Annotated in this window: 11 protein-coding genes; 6 read left to right on the top strand and 5 right to left on the bottom strand. The window is 69.8% G+C overall.

What is annotated here, in order from left to right; translation table 11 throughout:
• Positions 1-93 precede the first annotated feature (93 nt).
• The 5 genes from H030_RS0116280 (at position 94) to H030_RS0116260 (ending at position 12,826) form a co-directional block, all read left to right on the top strand.
• Positions 94-543 carry an Lrp/AsnC family transcriptional regulator gene (locus H030_RS0116280; protein WP_027006891.1) on the top strand — a complete coding sequence of 150 codons (450 nt, stop codon included), beginning with the start codon at positions 94-96 and terminating at the stop codon, positions 541-543.
• A gap of 217 nt (positions 544-760) precedes the next feature.
• A complete protein-coding gene (locus H030_RS0116275; RefSeq protein ID WP_196809152.1) occupies positions 761-10,669 on the top strand; it encodes a DNRLRE domain-containing protein in 9,909 nt (3,302 codons plus the stop codon).
• Positions 10,666-11,103, top strand: a complete 438-nt coding sequence (locus tag H030_RS0116270) for a hypothetical protein (RefSeq protein ID WP_027006889.1) — start codon at positions 10,666-10,668, stop codon at positions 11,101-11,103. The genes H030_RS0116275 and H030_RS0116270 overlap by 4 nt, the downstream gene beginning before the upstream one ends.
• A gap of 709 nt (positions 11,104-11,812) precedes the next feature.
• On the top strand, positions 11,813-12,169 hold the full coding sequence (locus H030_RS39760; protein WP_027006888.1) for an Imm1 family immunity protein: 357 nt from the start codon (positions 11,813-11,815) through the stop codon (positions 12,167-12,169).
• Between the two features lie 120 nt (positions 12,170-12,289).
• The gene (locus tag H030_RS0116260) at positions 12,290-12,826 is read left to right on the top strand and encodes a hypothetical protein (RefSeq protein WP_155892089.1); all 537 of its coding nucleotides are present in this window, start codon (positions 12,290-12,292) and stop codon (positions 12,824-12,826) included.
• 222 nt (positions 12,827-13,048) lie between these two features.
• Here the strand turns inward: H030_RS0116260 and greA are convergent, their stop codons facing one another.
• Genes greA through cofH form a run of 3 tightly spaced genes read right to left on the bottom strand, consistent with a single transcriptional unit; the run spans position 13,049 to position 16,125 of the window.
• The gene (gene greA / locus H030_RS0116255) at positions 13,049-13,510 is read right to left on the bottom strand and encodes a transcription elongation factor GreA (RefSeq protein WP_027006886.1); all 462 of its coding nucleotides are present in this window, start codon (positions 13,508-13,510) and stop codon (positions 13,049-13,051) included.
• Between the two features lie 26 nt (positions 13,511-13,536).
• Entirely contained in the window at positions 13,537-13,878 is a 342-nt protein-coding gene (locus H030_RS0116250; RefSeq protein ID WP_155892088.1) for a hypothetical protein, read from the bottom strand.
• Between the two features lie 48 nt (positions 13,879-13,926).
• Positions 13,927-16,125 (bottom strand): 5-amino-6-(D-ribitylamino)uracil--L-tyrosine 4-hydroxyphenyl transferase CofH, encoded by a 2,199-nt coding sequence (gene cofH, locus H030_RS0116245; protein ID WP_231398456.1) that lies wholly within the window; start codon positions 16,123-16,125, stop codon positions 13,927-13,929.
• Positions 16,126-16,198: 73 nt separating this feature from the next.
• Here cofH and H030_RS0116240 point away from each other — a divergent pair, with 73 nt between their 5' ends.
• Positions 16,199-17,212: an ABC transporter substrate-binding protein gene (locus H030_RS0116240; RefSeq protein WP_027006883.1), complete on the top strand. Its 1,014-nt coding sequence runs from the start codon at positions 16,199-16,201 to the stop codon at positions 17,210-17,212.
• 6 nt (positions 17,213-17,218) lie between these two features.
• Here H030_RS0116240 and H030_RS0116235 read toward each other — a convergent pair whose 3' ends face one another.
• The gene (locus tag H030_RS0116235; protein WP_035127837.1) at positions 17,219-17,584 is read right to left on the bottom strand and encodes a hypothetical protein; all 366 of its coding nucleotides are present in this window, start codon (positions 17,582-17,584) and stop codon (positions 17,219-17,221) included.
• Between the two features lie 24 nt (positions 17,585-17,608).
• Positions 17,609-18,856, bottom strand: a complete 1,248-nt coding sequence (locus H030_RS0116230; RefSeq protein WP_027006881.1) for an Nramp family divalent metal transporter — start codon at positions 18,854-18,856, stop codon at positions 17,609-17,611.
• Between the last annotated feature and the right edge of the window lie 16 nt (positions 18,857-18,872).

Below are 18,872 nucleotides of genomic sequence, written 5' to 3'. Positions count from 1 at the left end.
GGCCGCCGCGCGTCACACAACGATCTCATCGATCCTTGCTCACACGCGGCCCATCGTTGCGCCTCGTTGCATCCTGCGCAACGATGTTGCGCGATGCCCCTCGACGCCCTCGACCAGCAGATCGTCTCCCTCCTGATCGCCGACGGCCGCCGCACGCTCGCCGACATCGGCCGCGAGGTCGGGCTGTCGACGCCCGCGGTCAAGCGCCGCGTCGACCAGCTGGAGGCGAGCGGGACGATCCGCGGCTACACCGCGATCGTCGACCAGACCGCGCTCGGCTGGGGCCTCGAAGCGATCATCGAGCTCCGCCTCGAAGGCTCCGCCCCACCCCACGAAGCCGCCCAGTCCCTGAAGCAGACCCCCGAGATCATCTCCGCCTTCACCGTCGCCGGCGACTTCGACCTCATCACCCGCATCCGCGTCCGGGACACACCCCACCTCCAGGACACGATCAACCGCCTCCGCCGCCGCCCCGAGGTCCGCTCCACCCGCACCACCGTGATCATGGAAGCCGTCATCGACCGGCCTCCGACGGCGCCCTAACAGCGCCAGGCAGGGCCGAGGGCGCGAAGCCCTCCCCGGCGCGGCCGTCGGCAAACGTCATTGGCGAATTATTAGTTCGCTAAAGAACGTTCGCACGCGAACACCTTGACAGCGGCCACTGCGTCCCGACAGAGTGCGCGCGTCGCCCGATCGCTGAGCGGCACACATCGATAAGGCGAGGAGCGCTGGGATGCGAGCTGTGGCCGGTCTGCGGAGGATGACGCGTGCGCGATGGCTGGTGCCACTGGTGGCGATCGTGGCGCTCGCGGCGCTGATCGTCGCACTCGGCGGCGGCCGTGCGCGCAACCGCGCGACGGCAGCGGACGTGAACTCCGCGACGCTCGCCCCCGCCCCGCGCGGCAGGCTCGCCAGGCTGCTCAAGGACGCCACGCTCGTCCCCGAGATGTCGACGGCGACGTCGCGGACCTACCGGCGCGCCGACGGCACGTTCGTCTCCCGCGTCTTCGCCCGACCGCCGAGCTACCGCGACGCGAGCGGCAAGGAGCGGCTGATCGACCCGACGCTGGCCGCAGTCTCCGGTGGCTACGCGACGACCGGCCAGGGCTGGAACGCCGTGCTGCCCAGGACGCTGGCGACGCCGATCCGGATCGCTCGCGGCGCGGGCGCGCTGTCGATGCAGCTCGAAGGCGCGCAGGGCACCGGCCGCGCCGACGGCACGACCATGTCCTACACCAACGCCGTGCCCGGCGTGGACGTCGAGTACCACACCTCGGCCTCGACGCTGAGCGAGGACATCAAGATCGACGACCCGCACGCGCCGGCGCGCTACGCCTTCGCCCTCGGCGCCTCCGACGGCGCGACCGCGCACCGCGACGACAACGGCACGATCACGGTCACCGGCAGGGACGGCAGGACGATCGCCACGCTCGCGCCGTCCTTCGCACTCGTCGGCGGCACCCGTGACGCCGACGCGGTCAGGACCGATCTGCAGCGCGTGGACGGCGGCTGGCGCGTCACGCTGTCGGTCGACCCTGCCTGGCTGGCCGCCGCCGTCAGGGCGCACGGCACGGTGACGATCGACCCGACGCTGGAGCTCCAGGACGACGCGCAGGACTGCGCGCTCTCCTCCGACGCCCCGACGACCAGCTTCTGCAGCGCCTCGCTGTGGGTCGGCTACGACGGCGACCACGACCACCACTCGCTGCTGAAGTGGGACACGAGCAGCATCCCGCAGGACGCCGTCGCGCTCTGGGGCAACGTCGACCTCTACCACGCCAACGTCCCGGACCCGGACGCCGACAAGGACCTCGCCGTCCACCGCATGCGCCGCGACTGGACCAACGACGCCTCGTGGTCGCGCTACGACGCCACCCACAGCTGGCAGACGCCCGGCGGCGATTACGACCCCGACCAGTCCGGGATCGCGAACGTCCCGAACGGCTTCACCGGCTACGTCGACTTCTCGATCACGCGGCTGACCCAGCAGTGGATCACGAGGGCCGTCCCGAACTACGGCGTCGCGATCACCGACGCGGACGGCCCGAGGATCGCCGCCGAGAAGGACTTCTCCTCGACCGAGGACGCCGAGGAGATCACCGCGCCCGAGCTCGACGTCGCGTGGGCTCCGCGCACCGGCCTGCTCGACGCCTACACCTTCACCAGGCAGACGGTCGGCAACCGCGCGGACCTGGCCGTCAACGTCGCCAACGGCAACCTCGCGCTGACGACCAGGGACGTGTCGGTCGCGGGCGTCGGCGGCCTGGACCTCGAGTTCGACCACTACCTCAACAGCCTCGCCGACGGCACCGTGGTCGACGGCATGGGCGTGCGCGGCACCGGCAGCCTCGGCCGCGACCTCCGCCTCGTCGAGCAGCAGGACGACTCGGTGACGTTCCGCCGCGGCGACGGCGTGATCGAGCCGTTCCTGGACGCCCACTCCAGCGGCGGGACCACCACCTACACGACGCCCGACGACCTGCCCGGCGTCACGCTCACCCAGGACGACGCGGCCTGCACCTGGACGCTGGACGCCAAGCACGGCCTGCCGTCGCTGCCCGGGAGGCACCTGGTCCTGACGTTCGCGTCCGACGGCTCGCTGACGTCGATGGCCGACGTCTCGGGCCACCACCTGACGTTCATCTACAACCCGGGCGGCTACACGTCGCCGACCGCGCTCAGCGGGATCACCGACACGCACGGCGACTACTACGACGTCGACCGCACGGCGACGGAGAACGAGACGCTCGACAACATCGCCGACCCGGCCGACGCCCACCACTGGACGTTCACCTACGACTCGTCCGCGCACATCAGGACCGAGACGTCGGTCGACGGCTCGATCTACACCTACACCTACGACAGCTCCGGCCGGGTGACGAAGGTCCAGGCGCCGGACAGCAGCGTCGCGCTGCTGACCTACGACGGGACGTCGCGCCGCGTCGCGTCGATCGTCCGCCCGTCGACGCCGACCGGGACGACCGGCCCGACCACCACCTACGCCTACTCGGCGCCGACCGCTCCGTGCGAGGCGAGCGTCGGCGACATCGGCAAGGTCGTCGTCACCCAGCCCGACGCGAGGGTCACGACCTACTGCCACGACGCGCGCGACCGCGTCACCTACAACGACGCGCCGGTCGCACCGGTCAGCGGCTCCAGCCGGCTGGGCCTGGAGAAGTTCTGGGACTACGACAGCACCGACACCGGCTCGGGCAGCCAGTTGATGGTCAACTCCGACAACGGGAACCTGATCTGGCACGACGTCCCGATCGTCAACCCCGGCCGCGGGCTCTCGACGTTCGTCAACGTGGACTACAACTCGCTCGAGCGCGCGCCGGGTCTCGGTGTCCAGGGCGGGATCGACCCGCTGGCCAGCGTCTCGGTGAGGGATCGCCTGCTCTACAACGCGGCCGGGCGTGGCATCTCGCTGAGCGTGTCGGGCCCGACGCGGCTGAACGAGCCGCTCGGCGGCGTCGGCCTGGCCGACGTCCGGGACGGCCTGAACGGCACCGTCTCCGGGCTGCCCACCGGCCTCGGCAACGACATCGCCTTGACCGACGCCGACGGCACGACGCACCACTTCACGCGCGATCCCGACGACGACAGGAAGTGGATCGCGCCGCCCGGCGTGCACCTCACGCTGCGCCGCTGGGCGACGACCGGCGACCCGATCATCGACCCGGCCTGGGTCATGACGCGCGCCGACGGCGTCGCCTACTTCTTCGACCGCCTCGGCTACCTCATCAAGACCCAGGACCGCAACGGCAACCACCTCACCTACACCTACGAGAAGTACGACCTGCTCACCGGCGCATCGGGCTCGGCGGCGACCGCCTGCGGCGTGAGCGCGCTGCTGGGCAGCATCTCCGGGACGCCGTCGGCCGCCAACGGCTGGGGGCTGCAGACGGCCGCGGGTGCGACCGTCTCGGCGGTCGCCGGCAAGCTCTGCACGCTGCGGCTGACGAAGGTCACCGACCCCGCCGGACACGACCTGACGTTGTCCTACAAGTCGCGGAGCTCGGCGAACCAGACCCAGCTCGACGGCGATCTCTCGACCGCGCTCGGCGGCGGGTCCAGGACGCTGGCGTCGCTGCTGACCAGGGCGGCGAGCGCCGACCTCGGCATCGGCCTGCTGATGGCCCCGCCGCAGCTCGCCACGCTCACCGACCACGCCGGGCGCCAGTACACGTTCGACTACACCAACGGTGACCTGACGTCGCTGGTCGAGGTCGCCAACGCCGGCACGCTGGCGCCCGCGGGCGACCGCGCACGGCGCTGGGCCTTCGACTACTTCGCGGCCGACGACGCCGTGTCGTCGCACCGGCTGAGGACCGTGACCGAGGTCCGCGACACCGACGAGGGCGGCAACCGCGCGACGGCGATCACCTACCAGACGCGCACCGGCACGCCGCCGGCCGGCGACACCGCGGCGCTCGTCCCGCAGAGGATCACCGACCGCAACAACAACGTCACGACCTACGGGTTCAGCGCCTACGGCGCGGCGACCCACGAGCTGACGGTCACCGACGCGCGCTCGAAGACCTGGACGCGCGACGTCGACGGCTACGGCCGGCCGACGAGGATCACCGACCCGATCGGCGACGCGACCGCGCTGCGCTGGGACAACGGGTCCCCGCGCCGCAACGACCTGCTCGAGGTCGCCACCGGTGTCCGGGGCAGCGATCCGGGCGCGGTCAAGACCATGACCTACGAGCCGGTCAGCGGGCGGCTGGCGTCGCAGACGAGCTACCCGGACGGCACGACCAACACCGACACCGCGCGCACGACGACGCTGAGGTACGCGATCAGCGCCGGTCAGTCGTCGCTGCGGCCTTCCGGCGATCCGGCCGACGGGTTCGTCGCCGACCTCACCGAGGTCGACCAGCCGCGCGTCCTGCAGGGCGGCGCGCACGTCGGGACCAAGTACACCGTCGACACCGCGACCGGCAACGTCACAGCTGTGACGGACGCCGACGGCAGCGACCCGACGAGCGCGACGTACTGCAACGGCACCGACTGCCCGAAGGGCCTGGTCAAGAGCGAGACCGACGAGGTCGGCGACGTCACGACCTACGGCGACTTCGACGACAACGGCATGCCGAAGACGATGGTCGACCCCAAGGGCAACGACATCGCCTCGGGATTCCCGGTCCCGGCCGCCCACCCGGGCTCGGCGCACGCCGCCGAGCACCGCTGGCTGTACCGCTACGACGCGGTCGGCAACCTGCTGTCGGTCAGCGATCCGCGCAACCCCGACGCGCAGTCCGCACCCTCGGCGGCGACGCCGAACGCGAGGTTCACGACCGCCTTCACCTACGACGCGTTCGACCGCGTCATCCAGCAGGTCACGCCCAAGGACTCGGCCAACAACAGGTACATCACCGAGAGCTGGACCTACGACCGCAACGGCAACCAGCTGACCGACACCAACGCGGGCACCGGCCGCACCACGACGGCGACGTTCTCGAGGACCGACCAGCCGCTGACCGTCACCCAGCGCGCCTGGTCGCGCACGGCGAGCGGCTACGCGTCGCGCGACGAGACGACGACGTTCCAGTACGACCCCACCGACCTGCTCGTCGCACGGACCGATCCGCTCGGCCGGGCGTCGATCCCGGCGACGATCACGACGCTGCACCTGCCGCACACGACGGAGTGGCGGCGCGACGACGCCGGCCGCGTCGTCGCCGAGGTCGTGCACGCTCCCGGTGAGACGCCGGATCGCAAGATCCACTCGCTGGCGCTGGATCCGCGCGGCAACGTGGTCGGCGAGATCGACGCGAAGCGCAACGCCGACCCGGACGGCAACGGCAACTACAGCGACGCCCGCACCGAGCAGGCAGCGATCGACGCCACCGCGACGGCGGCGAACCTGCGGTTCGCGCGGGTCTACGACCGCGCCGACGAGCTGACGCGCCAGACCGAGCAGCCCGCGCCCGGCGACCCGAGCCAGACACCGAAGGTCGACGAGTACGACTACGACGCCGACGGCAACGCGGTCACGCATCGCCTGCCGCGCAACTTCAACGACCGGCCGGCCGGGTTCAGCGGCGACGTGGCCGACACCTACGTCTACGACCACCGCGACCAGATCGTGCAGTCGGTCGATCCGCTCGGCCACCGGACCGTCGAGCAGCGCCGGGCCGACGGGGCGGTCGTCTCGATGACCTCGCCGCGCGGCGTGACCGACGGGACCGGGACGAGGAGCACCCCCTACACCTACTTCACCGAGAACTACACCTACGACGCCGGCGGTGATCTGCTCACGCGCACGGTGCCCTTCGCGCAGGGCCAGTACGGGCGGACCGACGCCGAGTTCGCGGGCTGGAAGGTCACCTACGACCGCAACGCCGTCGGCGACGCCGAGCACATCTCCGACCCGCGCCAGCGCGTGATGACCAACAGGTTCCAGGACACGGGCGAGCTCGTGTCGACGACGCGGCCCTCGTGGTGGCAGCTGAGCTGGGGCGACGGTGGTCCCGCCGCCGGTGCCCCGTCGCTGTCGGAGCGCGACACGCCGCTGACCGACACCGACACGCCGACCGCCGGTCACCCGTCCGGGCAGGAGCACGGCAAGTTCGGCCAGGTCGACGCCAACGACCCGCCGAGCTGGCTGCCCAAGCGCGGGCTGACGACGTTCAGCTACGACGACGAGGGTCGCGTCACGTCGGTTCTCGACGTGGCCGGCGACCGCTCGCGGATCGACTACGACCCGGCCGGCCGCGTGGTCGGCACGACCCAGCCGTTCGACATCGGGGCGCCGAGCGATCGCGCCAACGACCCGGCCAACAGCGGCGGGACCGGAGCGTTCCCGGCCGGCCAGCGGTTGATCGCCCAGCGCTACGACTACGACCTCGACGGCGACGTCACGACCCAGCGCCAGCTCGGCAACGCCGACTGGTACACGACCAACACCTATGACGGCTACGACCGGCTGACGACGAGCGAGGCTCCGGGGTCGGCGGACACGATCGGGCAGTCCTCGCACCGCGAGCCGACGACCTACACCTACGACCCCAACGACAACATCCTGACCAAAGGCCTGCCGCGCCAGCCCGACTCGGTGGCCAGCAGCTTCGTCGAGCACTCCCTGTACGACTCGCTGGACCGCCTGCTGGTGCAGAGCAACGCCGCGGGCGAGGCGACCGGGTGGAGGTACGACGCCGACGACAACGTCACGGCGGTCACGCCACCGCGCGGGTTCACCGCCACGGCGGCCGACCAGCCCAACTGGAAGACGCTGCGCACCTACGACGCGGCGGACCGGCTGGTCCAGGAGCAGGGCGCGGTGGTCAGCGACGACACCGCCGGCGAGATGCGCCCGACCAGCACCTACACCTACTACGACGACGACACGCTCAAGCAGTCGCGGGAGCCGGGCGCCAGGCGGATCTTCGGTGGCGGCGACGTGACGCGGGTCACCGACTACGACTACGACGGGCGCGGCAACGTCGACCGCAAGACGTCGCGGCCGATGGACGCCGGCGGCGCGTTCCTGAGCGGCAGCCGGACGTCCATGTGGGAGTTCGACCCCAACGGGAACCTGCGCCGTATCGTCAACCCGTCGGGCGTCGACACGACCAACGGCGTGGTCGACGGCGTCCCGACCAGGCCCAAGAACCTCGACGACTACGCGTCGACGAGCGACCCGGACGGCAACATCGCCAACGCGACGATGGGCGCCACCCTGCGCCAGTACGACGTCGACAGCCCGGGCGGCGAGGACGGGCTGGCGACCGCGGTCTGGCTGCCGCGCAGCAGCTCCGGCGACGACCGCGACAAGATGGACTACACGTACGACCAGCGCGGCCGCCTGCAGGACGCGACCACGGCGTACACGAGGGGCGCCACCGTCGCCCATCCGCACACGGGCTACGACTACTTCGCCAACGGCTGGATCAAGGGCGCGAAGGACTTCCGCGAGGGCGACACGCCCAACACGACCGCCATCGAGAACCGTGACGCGGTCTATGACTACGACGAGCACGGGTTGCAGACGCTGTGGCGCACGTCGCGCTACAACGCCACGACCGCGACCGTCGGCGGCAAGGTCACGCGCGAGTTCTGGCCCAACGGGACGCTGAAGAGCCGCGTGGGTCGCAAGGTCCAGGTGTCGACGAGCGGCAGCGACACCGACGACACGACGACCACCCGGACCTACTCCTACTACTACAACGGCAACCACTCGCTGACCGCGATCCGCGACGTGGACAACACCGGGCACGACACGGTGATCGTGCGTGACGCCGCCGAGCGTGAGAAGTCGGTCAACGAGACGTGGTCGACCGGCAAGGACAGCTGGTTCGACTACGACGCGGCCGGCAACGTCACGTCGCGCAAGGTCGACGGGCATCTGACAAGCACGGCGACCGGCGCCATGGACGACCAGACCGGGAGCCTGCGCAAGTACGCGCGGTTCAAGTACAACCGCGCCGACGAGGAGCTGACCTCGGCGACGTGGGAGCCGACGAACGTCAGCCCCGAGCCGACGGCCGACAACTGCGACCTGGGCGCGAGCCCCGGCCCGCCGAGCGGCACCCGCTGCGTGCGCAGCACCTACCACCCGGGCGGCCAGCGCGAGACCCGGCGCAACGCCAACAACACGCTGGTGAGCACGCTGTACGACGAGTACGGAGAGCCGAGCTCGCGCCGCCGCGATCCGTCGGCGGGCTCCAGCTACCAGATCGATTACGGCTACGACGCGCGCGGCAACCGCACGACCGACGAGCGCGGCGACTACCAGTACAACGCCCGCGACCAGCTGACGCAGTGGAGGCGCGGCGGGACGGTGAGCCGGACGGGGACGGTGACCTACACGATGTCGCCGAGCGGTTCGGTGACGCACACGGTCGACACCTACCACGCCGCAGGCGGCCTGGGCGACACGATCACCGACTACACGTTCTCGGGCGAGAAGCTCAAGAAGACGGTGGTGTCGCAGTCGGGCGCCTCCAACAGCCCGTTGACGTCGTACTACTGCTACAACGACTTCGGCTCGGTCACGTCGATCCAGAGCGCCGCCACCTGCGGTGCCCAGAACAGCAACGGCGGCAGGGCGTCGACGCCGACCTGCTCGGCGCTGCCCGACCGGGCCGACGCGAACACGACGTACTACTGCTACGACGAGTTCGACCGCCTGCTCGACACGCGCGGCAAGGGCAGCGACGACCACCAGGTCGTCACCTACGACCCGCTGGACCGGCGCGACAAGAAGACGCTGAGGCCCGCGACCGGCACCGACGTCACCCGCGACCTCAGCTACGTCGGCACGACGCCGAGCATGTCGCGCGAGACGACCGACGACGGCGGGCGCAACACCTTCGACTACGACGGCACCGGCGAGCGCCTGGACGTGCTGGAGAAGGCCGCCGGCTCCTCGACCGTGCGGACCAAGGTGTACGCCAAGGACTCCAACGGGTCGGTCATGGGCCTGGAAGGCTCCGACGGCACCGTCGGGTCCGGCGACAGGTACACCTACGACCCGTTCGGCGAGCTCGACACCTCCGGCACAGGGTCCGGCGAGACGCCCGACAGCGCCGGCTCAGCCGACGCCAGGGCCAACCCGTTCCGCTTCGAAGGCTTCTACTACGACGCGGCGATCAAGACCTACGACATGCAGGCCCGCGACTACCGGCCCGACGTCGGCCGCTTCCTGCAGCAGGACACCTACGAGGCATCCAACGCCGACCTCACCCTCGTCGGCGACCCCCTGACCCAGAACCGCTACGCCTTCGCGGGCGGCAACCCGGTGGACAACGTCGAGTTCGACGGACACGTCTGCGACGACGGGCCGTGCAGCAATCAAGGAGGGCGCGCCGGCCTGCCGCACGGACATGGCAATGGCGGCAGCCAGCAGCAGATTAACCAGACCGAGAATCACTACGCCTCGCAGAGGAACAGGGGTTGGAGCCAGTACTCGAATGAATCGGAGAGGGTCAGGCAGGCCCAGGACAACGCGCTGCCCAGACCGCCTAAGCCGAGCTACGGTGTCGTTCCCACCGACGGCGAACCCGTATCCCCGGGGTCCAGCACTGGTGGCGGCGGTGGCGGTGGTGGCGGCTGGCTTGGCGACCCGCTAAAGAAGCTCAGCGACCCCCTCGGACGGTTTCTCCATACCGACCCGAAGGACGTCAACGACGCAGCGACGGGAGCAGTTGACGCCACGACCGACACCGCGGACCTCTTTCTGTATCCGCGCCAGACCGCCAGTGCGTTCGTATGGTCGGTCAATAATCCGGGGGCGGCGGCATCCGGCGCAATCCATGACTGCCAGGCGCGCGGGCCGGCTGGGTGCCTTGGGTACGCTGCGACCTCTGCCCTCATCGGTCGAGGCGCCGGCATCGGAGCTTCGCGTCTAGCCGCAGCGATCCGCAAAGCCAGAAAGGGAACACGGTATGCACGATTCTCGGGCACGGAACGACCGTGGACAACTGGTGCGACTCCGGACTCGATCTACACGCAGCTAGCCCCAAACGGCGCGCCCGTCCAGAATGCCGTCTACGACAGCAATGGCGATGTCATTGCCCATGTGGACTTCAAGAGGCATGGGGAGGCGCCGCCCGGGCACGCTCACGTGTTTCCGCCAGGGAAACCTGGCCTAGGCCATGGACCAACTGCGCCGCACGTAGACCCCAGCAACGTTCCTGACGATTGGAAGCAGACGCCGTGACATCAGAGGAACTTCGGCTCGCCGATCAGCCCGACGCAGACGCTCTTCTGAAGCGTTTCTACGACTTCTACGACGGTCTGGTCGTCGGGTTCACGCTGGAACACCTCGACGGACGCGCGACTGAGCCGGTCGCACGGATCCGCGTGGAGGCGAGGGCTGACGACGGCACCTGGGCACTGCTTGCCTTCAAAGTGTCTGGCGTAACGTCGTTCCTCTTTGGCGAGTCCCCTCGCGTATCGAATGTGGTCTTGTCACTCGGGATCGGCATCCACTTCCGCGCCGATGGCATTTTCATAGATCTTTCCCCCTGGAACGAGCGACCGTGGACGGAGGAGGACGTCAGGAAGTCACACCAGTACGTCGCCGGACGCGAGTGCACGGTGGAGATCCATGATCTCGATCCGACCGACCCCGCGCACACGCCCGATCACTAAGTCCACAGTTTGCGCGTCGTTCGCGCGACACAGAAGTGCTCGCTCTCAAGGCGCCACCAGACGGATCGATCTTGCGGGCGATGCGCCGCTTCTTGGTTGTCATGCTCATCGCTAAGGCGACGAGAGATCGAACGTCGTCCCGTCGGCCTTGATGGTCTCGGCCGCGGCCGCCCGAATACGCACGTGACGTCATTGCTCGTAGACGACCTTCTCTCAGCGCCCGTCTCACCCGGGTGATTTTCGCGTCCTCTGCTGCGACGCCCGCGACGGGCTGCTCGCGCTCCCCCAGCACAGCGTCGACCTCATCGTGAGGTCCCGGCCGTACTGGGGCCTGCGCACCCCTACGGGCTAGATCACAACACTGCCATCCTCGACGAGTATCGCGCCCGGACCGACACACCCGACGTACCGCCCGGGTATGAGTGGTACCGCGAGCACGGTGGGGTTCTCGGCCTAGAGCCATATTCCGAATAGTTTGTCGCCCACTTCGATGAGATTCTCGATGCGGCTTGGGACGTGCCCGCTGCTGCCCGTAGAAGGAGCGAGCCGGCAGCGCGCGGAGCTGGCATGTAGATCGGGCGCCGCCCTGCAAGCCCTGTCAGAGTGCGTCAGGATTGCGTCGTATGGCATCGCAAGTCGGGGTCGAGGATCTGCTCGTGGTCACGCAATACGGCTCGCAGCGCGTGAAGCCGTGACGTTCGTTCGGAGCATGCACGCCGACGAGTGGTCGCGGAACTACGAGCACGGCGTCGACTTGGTCGAGCCGTCGATCGCTGACGTGCTGGGCGCTGTCGACAAGCTCGATGGCAATCGACGCACGTTGCTCGTCCTGCAAGGTGAGGCCGATTTCCCAGAACTGTGCGTCGGGGGCGGTTCGGGCGGTGAGTACGTCGTCACGTTCGGCGGCAAAAGTGGTGTCTACTCGATGCTCGTGGGCGATCCGACGGCGACGGGGAACGTGTCAGTCACCGCCGGAGGACAAGCAGGCGACGTCGAAGCGCGCTACATCGTGAATCGTGAGCACGTGAGACTTGTGGTCGACGAGTTCGTGCGATCAGGCTGCTGATGGAGCGAGGACCGCTGGGAGGAGCAGTACTAGTTCGTGGCTGCAGTGACCAGCGCGGCGGGTTGACGAACCACCCCACGATGCCAAGGACCGACTCGCGGGGCGATGATGCGATTCCTCGTGGGTGACCCTGAAGTCGTGGCGATCGAAGCCGAACTCGAAGAGCCGATCGATCCGGGGAGGTGGTTCGGGCACTTCCGGCTCGTGGTCCAAGGAGAGGGGATCGGGGACTGGGACGACCTGGCGATGGTCCGGGGCATCGTCGCGTGGTGGGAGTCGTTCGTCGCTGAGCCCGTAGAACGATGGGAGCATCGACTCGACGGCTTGAGCCCCGAGGAGGCGTTCGACGTCGTCTACGACGATGTCTTCGGTGACGACGCAGACGTCACGCTTGGCGCCTTCGGTCGGTATCACATCAACCGGCTGGGGATGTCGGCGTTCGACGAAGTGACCCTGATTCTGTTCGAGCCGCCCGGCGACGAGCAGTGGCTGCTCTGGCGTGTGCAGCGAGGCGACCCTGAGACGTGGGTAGTGCGTCATGCCGTGCTGCCGCGCGGGGCGCTACAGAAGGTGGGCGCCGAGTTCGTGGCGGCAGTCTCCGACGCAGTGAGGTCAACGGGCATCCCGACCGACGGAACGGAACCGCGGAGCGAGTGAGGAAGGGCGCCGCGGCCACAAAGCACGCGCCGTCGCGCCATACGGCGCGTGGGGTGGTGCCGAACGGATGGCGGCGAAGAGCGAGCGCGACGCTATGCCAGGGGCGACGACGATCGAGCGAAGCGCCTTCAACCACAACGATCGCGGTGCCGCTGGCTGGCGACGCGGACTGGGATGAGCGCCGCCGACAGCGACGGCGCGCGTGACTTGAGGTGCCTTCGCCTAGCCCAGCGACTCGACGCGGAACTCGCGGGTGCCGGAGGGGGTCGACACGGAGATCGTGTCGCCCGGCGCCGAGCCGATCAGCGCCTTCGCCACCGGCGATTCCGCCGACAGCTTGCCGGTCCTGAGGTCGGCTTCGGTCGGCCCGACGATGGTGTAGGACGCCTCGCGGCCCGACTTGACGTCGGTGACGTTGACGGTCGCGCCGAAGGTGACGACGGTCGCGTCGGCGTCGGACTCGACGACCAGCGCGTTGCGGAGGCGCTCGGTCAGGCGGAGGATCTTCGTCTCGAGATGGGCCTGGTCCTCCTTGGCCGCGTGGTACTCGGCGTTCTCGCTCAGGTCACCGAGCTCGCGGGCGACGAGGATGCGCTGCGCGATCGCGCGGCGGCCCTCCCCTTCGAGGTCCTCGAGCTCCGTCTTGAGCTGTGCCAATCCCTCGCGGGTGATCGCTTCGGCCATCCGAGGAACCCTAGCGCCCGTCGCCCTCAGGCGACGGTCAGGACCACGGCCGCAACCGCGGCGAACACCAACACCAACGCCAACATCCCGCCGGCGAGCGTCTGCATGACGCGGTCCTCGTCGCTCAGCGCCAGCCCGGACAGCCGCGACTGCGACCACTGGAACAACGCGACCGAGGCAATGGCATCAACAACCAGCACCGCCCAGGGCGTCAGCTTCCCGCCCAGGCCGATCGTCCCCAACAACACCAAGATCGCCAGCGCGATCGCACCCGCCAGGTACGCGCCGAGCGTCTTGCGCAGCACCCGCGGGTCGACTGCGACCGGCGGCGGAGCCGCAACAGCAGCGGGCCGCGCGGGCGCAGCCACCGCGCCGCCGCCGCCCCCACCCCGCGCTCGCGAACGACGCCCCACGGCCTACGCCACCGCCTCGCGCGCCGCGCCACCCACCGGGTACGAGCGCAGCACGTCGTACAACGTCGACCGCTCCGCGGCCGGCCGCCCCGCGCGATGCGCGGCCGCGATCAGCTCCGGCGGGTCCAGCTTCACGCCGTGGTAGGACCCCGCCAGCCGCGAGATCGACTCCTCCATCAACGTCCCGCCGAGGTCGTTGACGCCCCAGCGCAGCGCCTCGGTGGCGGCATCCAGGCCCATCTTCACCCATGACGCCTGCACGTTCCTGATCGAGCGACCCAGGGCCAGGCGGAACACCGCGGTGTGCTTCAGGTTCTCCTCGCGCGAGATCTCCTCGACCCCGTGCGTCCGCCCCAGCAGCGTCATGAACGGGATGAACGACAGCGGCACGAACTCCGTGATCCCGCCGGTCCGCTCCTGCAGCTCCCGGACCACCCGGAGGTGCTCCGCCAGCTCCCACGGCTCCTCGATGTGCCCGAACATCACGGTCGACGTCGACCGCAGCCCCGCCCGGTGCGACGCCTCGATCACCTCGACCCACCGCGCCACCGGCAGCTTGTTGGGGGAGATCCGCTCGCGGACGCCATCATGTAGGACTTCCGCCGCGGTGCCCGGCGTCGAGCCCAGCCCGGCGTCGCGCAGCCGCGCGAAGATCTCGTCGAGCCCCAGCCCGCCGCTGATGTCCTGCATGTGCGCGATCTCCATCGGCGAGTACGCGTGCAGGTGCAGCTGCGGCGCTTCGTCCTTGGCGACCCGCAACCACTTCAAGTACTCGTCGAGGTCCCAGTCCGGGTGGATCCCCGACTGCATGCACAACTCGGTCGCGCCGTAGTCGACCGCCTGCCGCACGCGCGACCGGAACTCCTCCTCGTCGTGCTGGTAGGCGTCCGGCGAGCGCTTGCCCTGCCCGAACCCGCAGAACGCGCACCCGACGACGCACACGTTCGACACGTTGATGTTGCGGTTGACGACGAACGTCACGACGTCCCCCGCCAGCTCGGAACGCAGCGCGTCCGCGCCCGCGCGCATCTCCTCCACGGCGCCCGCGTCGGTCGACGCGAACATCGCGGTCAGCTCCTCGACGCCCAGCGGCTCGCCCGCCACGGCGCGCGACACCGCCGGTCCGACCAAGTCGTTGTTGATGCTGAACGGCGCTTCGGTCCGTCCGGACCCCCGACGCGGGATGAAGGACCAGTACTTGGTCTTCACGACATCCAGCACATGCTGCTCGACCCACTCCGGGTCCAGGTACTTGCCGTAGACGCACAGCCGCTCGGTCAGCGCGACGCCGTCCTCGGCGAGGCGCTTGCGCACCTGGTGCGGCGACGGGAACGGGTGCTCGGGCGAGATGTGGTCGCCGTTGGCGGACAGCCCGCCGAGATCGGTCGCGCCCGCCGCGACCAGCTCCGGCCAGAACTCGGACAGGTTCGGCGGCACCTGGATCCCGACGTCGGGCATCAGCTCACGCGCCGTCGCGATCACCGACTTGATGTCGTCCAACGTCACCGGCGTCGCCCACGCGGGCACGCCCGCGATCGGGACGTCCCGCAGCCCGGTCCGCCAGAACCGCTCCGCGGCGTCGGTCGCGATCTCCGCCGGCTCCTCGCCGTAGTACTTCCGGTGCGGGACGAAGTTCTGGAGGATGACCTCCTGCAGGTGGCCGTGCTCGGCGTGGATCTCGGCCAGCGCGCGCAAGGCATCGACCCGGTCGGATGGCGTCTCCCCGATCCCCATCAGGATCCCGCTCGTGAACGGGATCCTCAGCTCGCCCGCCCAGCGGATCGTCTGCAGCCGCAGCTCCGGGTCCTTGGTCGGCGAGCCCTGGTGCGCGACGAGGTCGTCGCGCACCGACTCCACCATCAGCCCCTGCGACGCCGTCACCTCGCGCAGCCGCGCCAGCTCCTCGCGCGTCACCGCGCCGAGGTTCGTGTGCGGCAGCAGCCCGCGATCGAGCGCCTGCTCGCAGCACCACACGACGTAGGCGACGAAGTCGTCGAAGCCCAGCTCCCTCAGACGCGCGACGACGCCAGGGTGGTGCCCCGGGTCGTCTCCCGTCAGAACCAACAGCTCCTTAACAGACCGCCTCGACGCCCCATCGAGCAGCGCGAGCACTTCCTCGGGCGTGTGCAGATGAGGTTGGTGCGTCTGGAAGGCGCAGTACTTGCAGTGGCTGACGCAGGTCCGTGACAGAGACAAAGTCACGTTGCGCGAGAAGGTCACACGGCGGCGCACCTGCCTGATCCTACGACGCCGCCGCCAGTACCCTGCGCCGCCGATGGTCCGCCGTGCCCTCCTCGCCCTCCTCGCCGCCGCTCTGACGGCCACCGCCGCCGGCTGCGCGAGCACCACCAGCAGCGACAGCCGGCCCGACCAGGACGCCCGTCTGATGCTCGATTCGGCGCCGAACGCGATCCACTCCGGGATCTACCTGGCGACCGAACGCGGCTACGACGACGCCGAGGGCGTGCACCTCGACGTCGAGCAGCCGGACGCCGGCGAGGACGGCGTGAAGGCACTCACCTCGCGCCAGGTCGACCTCGCGCTGCTCGACATCCACGACCTCGCGGCCGCCGACGCGCAGGGCAAGGACCTCGTCGGTGTGATGGCCTTGGTCCAGACCCCGCTCGGCGCGGTCCTGACGGCCGACGGGACGGCGTTCCGGCGCCCGCGCGACCTGGAGGGGCACAGGGTCGGCGTGACGGGTGGCGCCGCCGACGAGGCGGTGCTGGACTCGGTCGTGCGCGGCGACGGCGGGGATCCGGCGAAGGTCGACAAGGTGGCGCTGAGGGGCGGCGCCGTGCCCGCGCTGCTGGCCGGGAAGGTCGCGGGCGCGATCGGGCGCTGGAGCACCGACGGCGTCGCGCTCACCGAGAGGAAGCCGCACGCCAAGGCGTTCCTGGTCGACGACTTCGGCGCGCCGTCCTACCCCGAGGTCGTCCTCGCGGTCAGCCGCGAGACGCTCGAGACCAACGAGCCGGTCGTGCGCGCGACGATCCGCGCGCTGCGCCGCGGCTACGAGGGTGCGATCAACGACCCGGACTCCGCGATCTCGGCGCTGCTCGACGAGGAGCCGACGCTCGACCGCACGCTCCAGGACGACGAGCTGCAGGCGGTCTCGCCGTCGTTCATGGCGGGCGCCGACTTCTTCGGCCAGCTCCAGCCGGACGTGCTCGCCAAGTGGGCGACGTGGGAGCAGAAGTTCGGCGTCGTGGCCAAGAAGCCCGACGTCACGAGGATGTTCGACCCCTCGGTCGCGAAGACCGGGCTCAATCAGGACCCGGACTCGTAGCGCGAGCTACTGCGCGCGGAGCTTCCTGAACTCCTGGCGGACCGACTCCGGCCGGCCCCACATCTGGACGACCTCGACGCGGCCGCTGCGGACCTCGCGCACGGCGAGCTCGCCCTCCAGGCCGGCCTCGTCGAGCAGCTTCAGCGCGCCGTGGACCGCGGGCGCGGCCGACGCGTGGCCGAAGCGATGGGCGACGAGGATCCGCCAGTGCCAGTCGTTCTTGGAGTACGGCTGCGCGTTGACCGTCGCGAGGTAGACCGCGCCATCGACGTAGCGGGACTCGTCGTGGATCCGGACGTCGACCTCGAGGTCGGTCCAGTCGTCGGGGAGCGAGGCGATGATCTCGTTGAACGTGTCGGCAAGTGCGGCCATGGCTGCTGGGGATCGTATCGAGCGCTAGGTCAGGCCGAAGGTGTCGGCCAGCAGGAACAGGTTGAGCGCGATGATGATCAACGCCACGAGGCTCGCGGTCGCCGTCGTCAGCGGGCGGTTGACCAAGGACCCCATGATGTCCTTGCGACGCGTGAGCAGGACGAGCGGGACGAGCGCGAACGGGATCCCGAAGCTCAGCACGACCTGGGAGATCACGAGCGCGCGCGTCGGGTCGACGCCGATCGCCAGGACGATCAGCGCGGGCGCCATCGTGACCGCACGGCGCAGCGCGAGCGGGACGGTCCGGGCGATGAAGCCCTGCATGACGACCTGGCCCGCGTAGGTGCCGACGCTGCTGCTCGCGAAGCCGGACGCCAGCAGCGCGAGCGCGAACGCGACGGCCGCGCTCGGCGCGACGAGGTCCCTGAAGCCCGCGTGCGCCTTCTCGATCGTGTCGACGTCGCTGCCGCCGTTCTTGAAGAACAACGATGCGGCGATGACCAACATGGACATGTTGATCAGGCCCGCGAGCGTCATCGCGATCGTGACGTCCACTCGGTTGAACCTGAGGAGCAATCGCCGTTCGCTGTCGTCGGCGGCGCGCCCGCGGTGCTGGACGAGCGCCGAGTGCAGGTAGATGACGTGGGGCATCACGGTCGCGCCGAGGATGCCGGCGGCCAGCAGGATCGAGTCGCTGCCGTCGAAGTGCGGTGAGAAGCCCTTGGCGGCGTCGCCGGCGTCGAAGCCGATCTTCAGCGTGTCGTAGAGGAACCCGAGCAGGATCACTCCGAGGAAGCCGATGATCACCATCTCGAAGCGGCGGTAGCCGCGCGCCTGCAGGCCGAGGATCGCGAACGCGACGACCGCGGTGATCAGGCCCGCGGGCAGGAGCGGGATGTTGAAGAGCAGGTTGAGGGCGATCGCGGCGCCGACGAACTCCGCGAGGTCGGTGGCCATCGCGATCAGCTCGGCCTGGATCCAGAGGCCGTAGGTGACCGGCTTCGGGAAGTGCTCGCGGGCGAGCTCCGGGAGGTTCTGGCCGGTGGCGATCCCGACCTTGGCCGACAGGTTCTGGATCAGCATGGCCATCAGGTTGGCCGCGAGCAGGACCCACAGGAGCAAGTACCCGTACTTGCTGCCGCCGGCGATGTTGGTGGCGAAGTTGCCGGGGTCGACGTAGGCGATGCAGGCGACGAAGGCCGGGCCGAGGAAGGTGAGGCGCGCCTTGAGGGTGCGCGGGGGCCGGAAGGTGGCGCGCGGCGCGTGGGTCATCGTCGTGCCAGCGCCT

The sequence above is a fragment of the Conexibacter woesei Iso977N genome, from assembly GCF_000424625.1.
In the GTDB taxonomy this organism is placed as follows: domain Bacteria; phylum Actinomycetota; class Thermoleophilia; order Solirubrobacterales; family Solirubrobacteraceae; genus Baekduia; species Baekduia woesei_A.
The sequence above is the reverse complement of the archived record's forward strand: the minus strand, read 5'-3'. Positions and strand labels throughout refer to the sequence as shown.

What these genes read in the sequence shown, in the direction of transcription:
- H030_RS0116280 (WP_027006891.1), top strand. Translation starts at nt 94, where the DNA reads ATGCCCCTCGACGCCCTCGACCAGCAGATCGTCTCCCTCCTGATCGCC.
- H030_RS0116275 (WP_196809152.1), top strand. Translation starts at nt 761, where the DNA reads ATGACGCGTGCGCGATGGCTGGTGCCACTGGTGGCGATCGTGGCGCTC.
- H030_RS39760 (WP_027006888.1), top strand. Translation starts at nt 11,813, where the DNA reads ATGCACGCCGACGAGTGGTCGCGGAACTACGAGCACGGCGTCGACTTG.
- greA (WP_027006886.1), bottom strand. Translation starts at nt 13,510, where the DNA reads ATGGCCGAAGCGATCACCCGCGAGGGATTGGCACAGCTCAAGACGGAG.
- H030_RS0116240 (WP_027006883.1), top strand. Translation starts at nt 16,199, where the DNA reads ATGGTCCGCCGTGCCCTCCTCGCCCTCCTCGCCGCCGCTCTGACGGCC.
- H030_RS0116235 (WP_035127837.1), bottom strand. Translation starts at nt 17,584, where the DNA reads ATGGCCGCACTTGCCGACACGTTCAACGAGATCATCGCCTCGCTCCCC.
- H030_RS0116230 (WP_027006881.1), bottom strand. Translation starts at nt 18,856, where the DNA reads ATGACCCACGCGCCGCGCGCCACCTTCCGGCCCCCGCGCACCCTCAAG.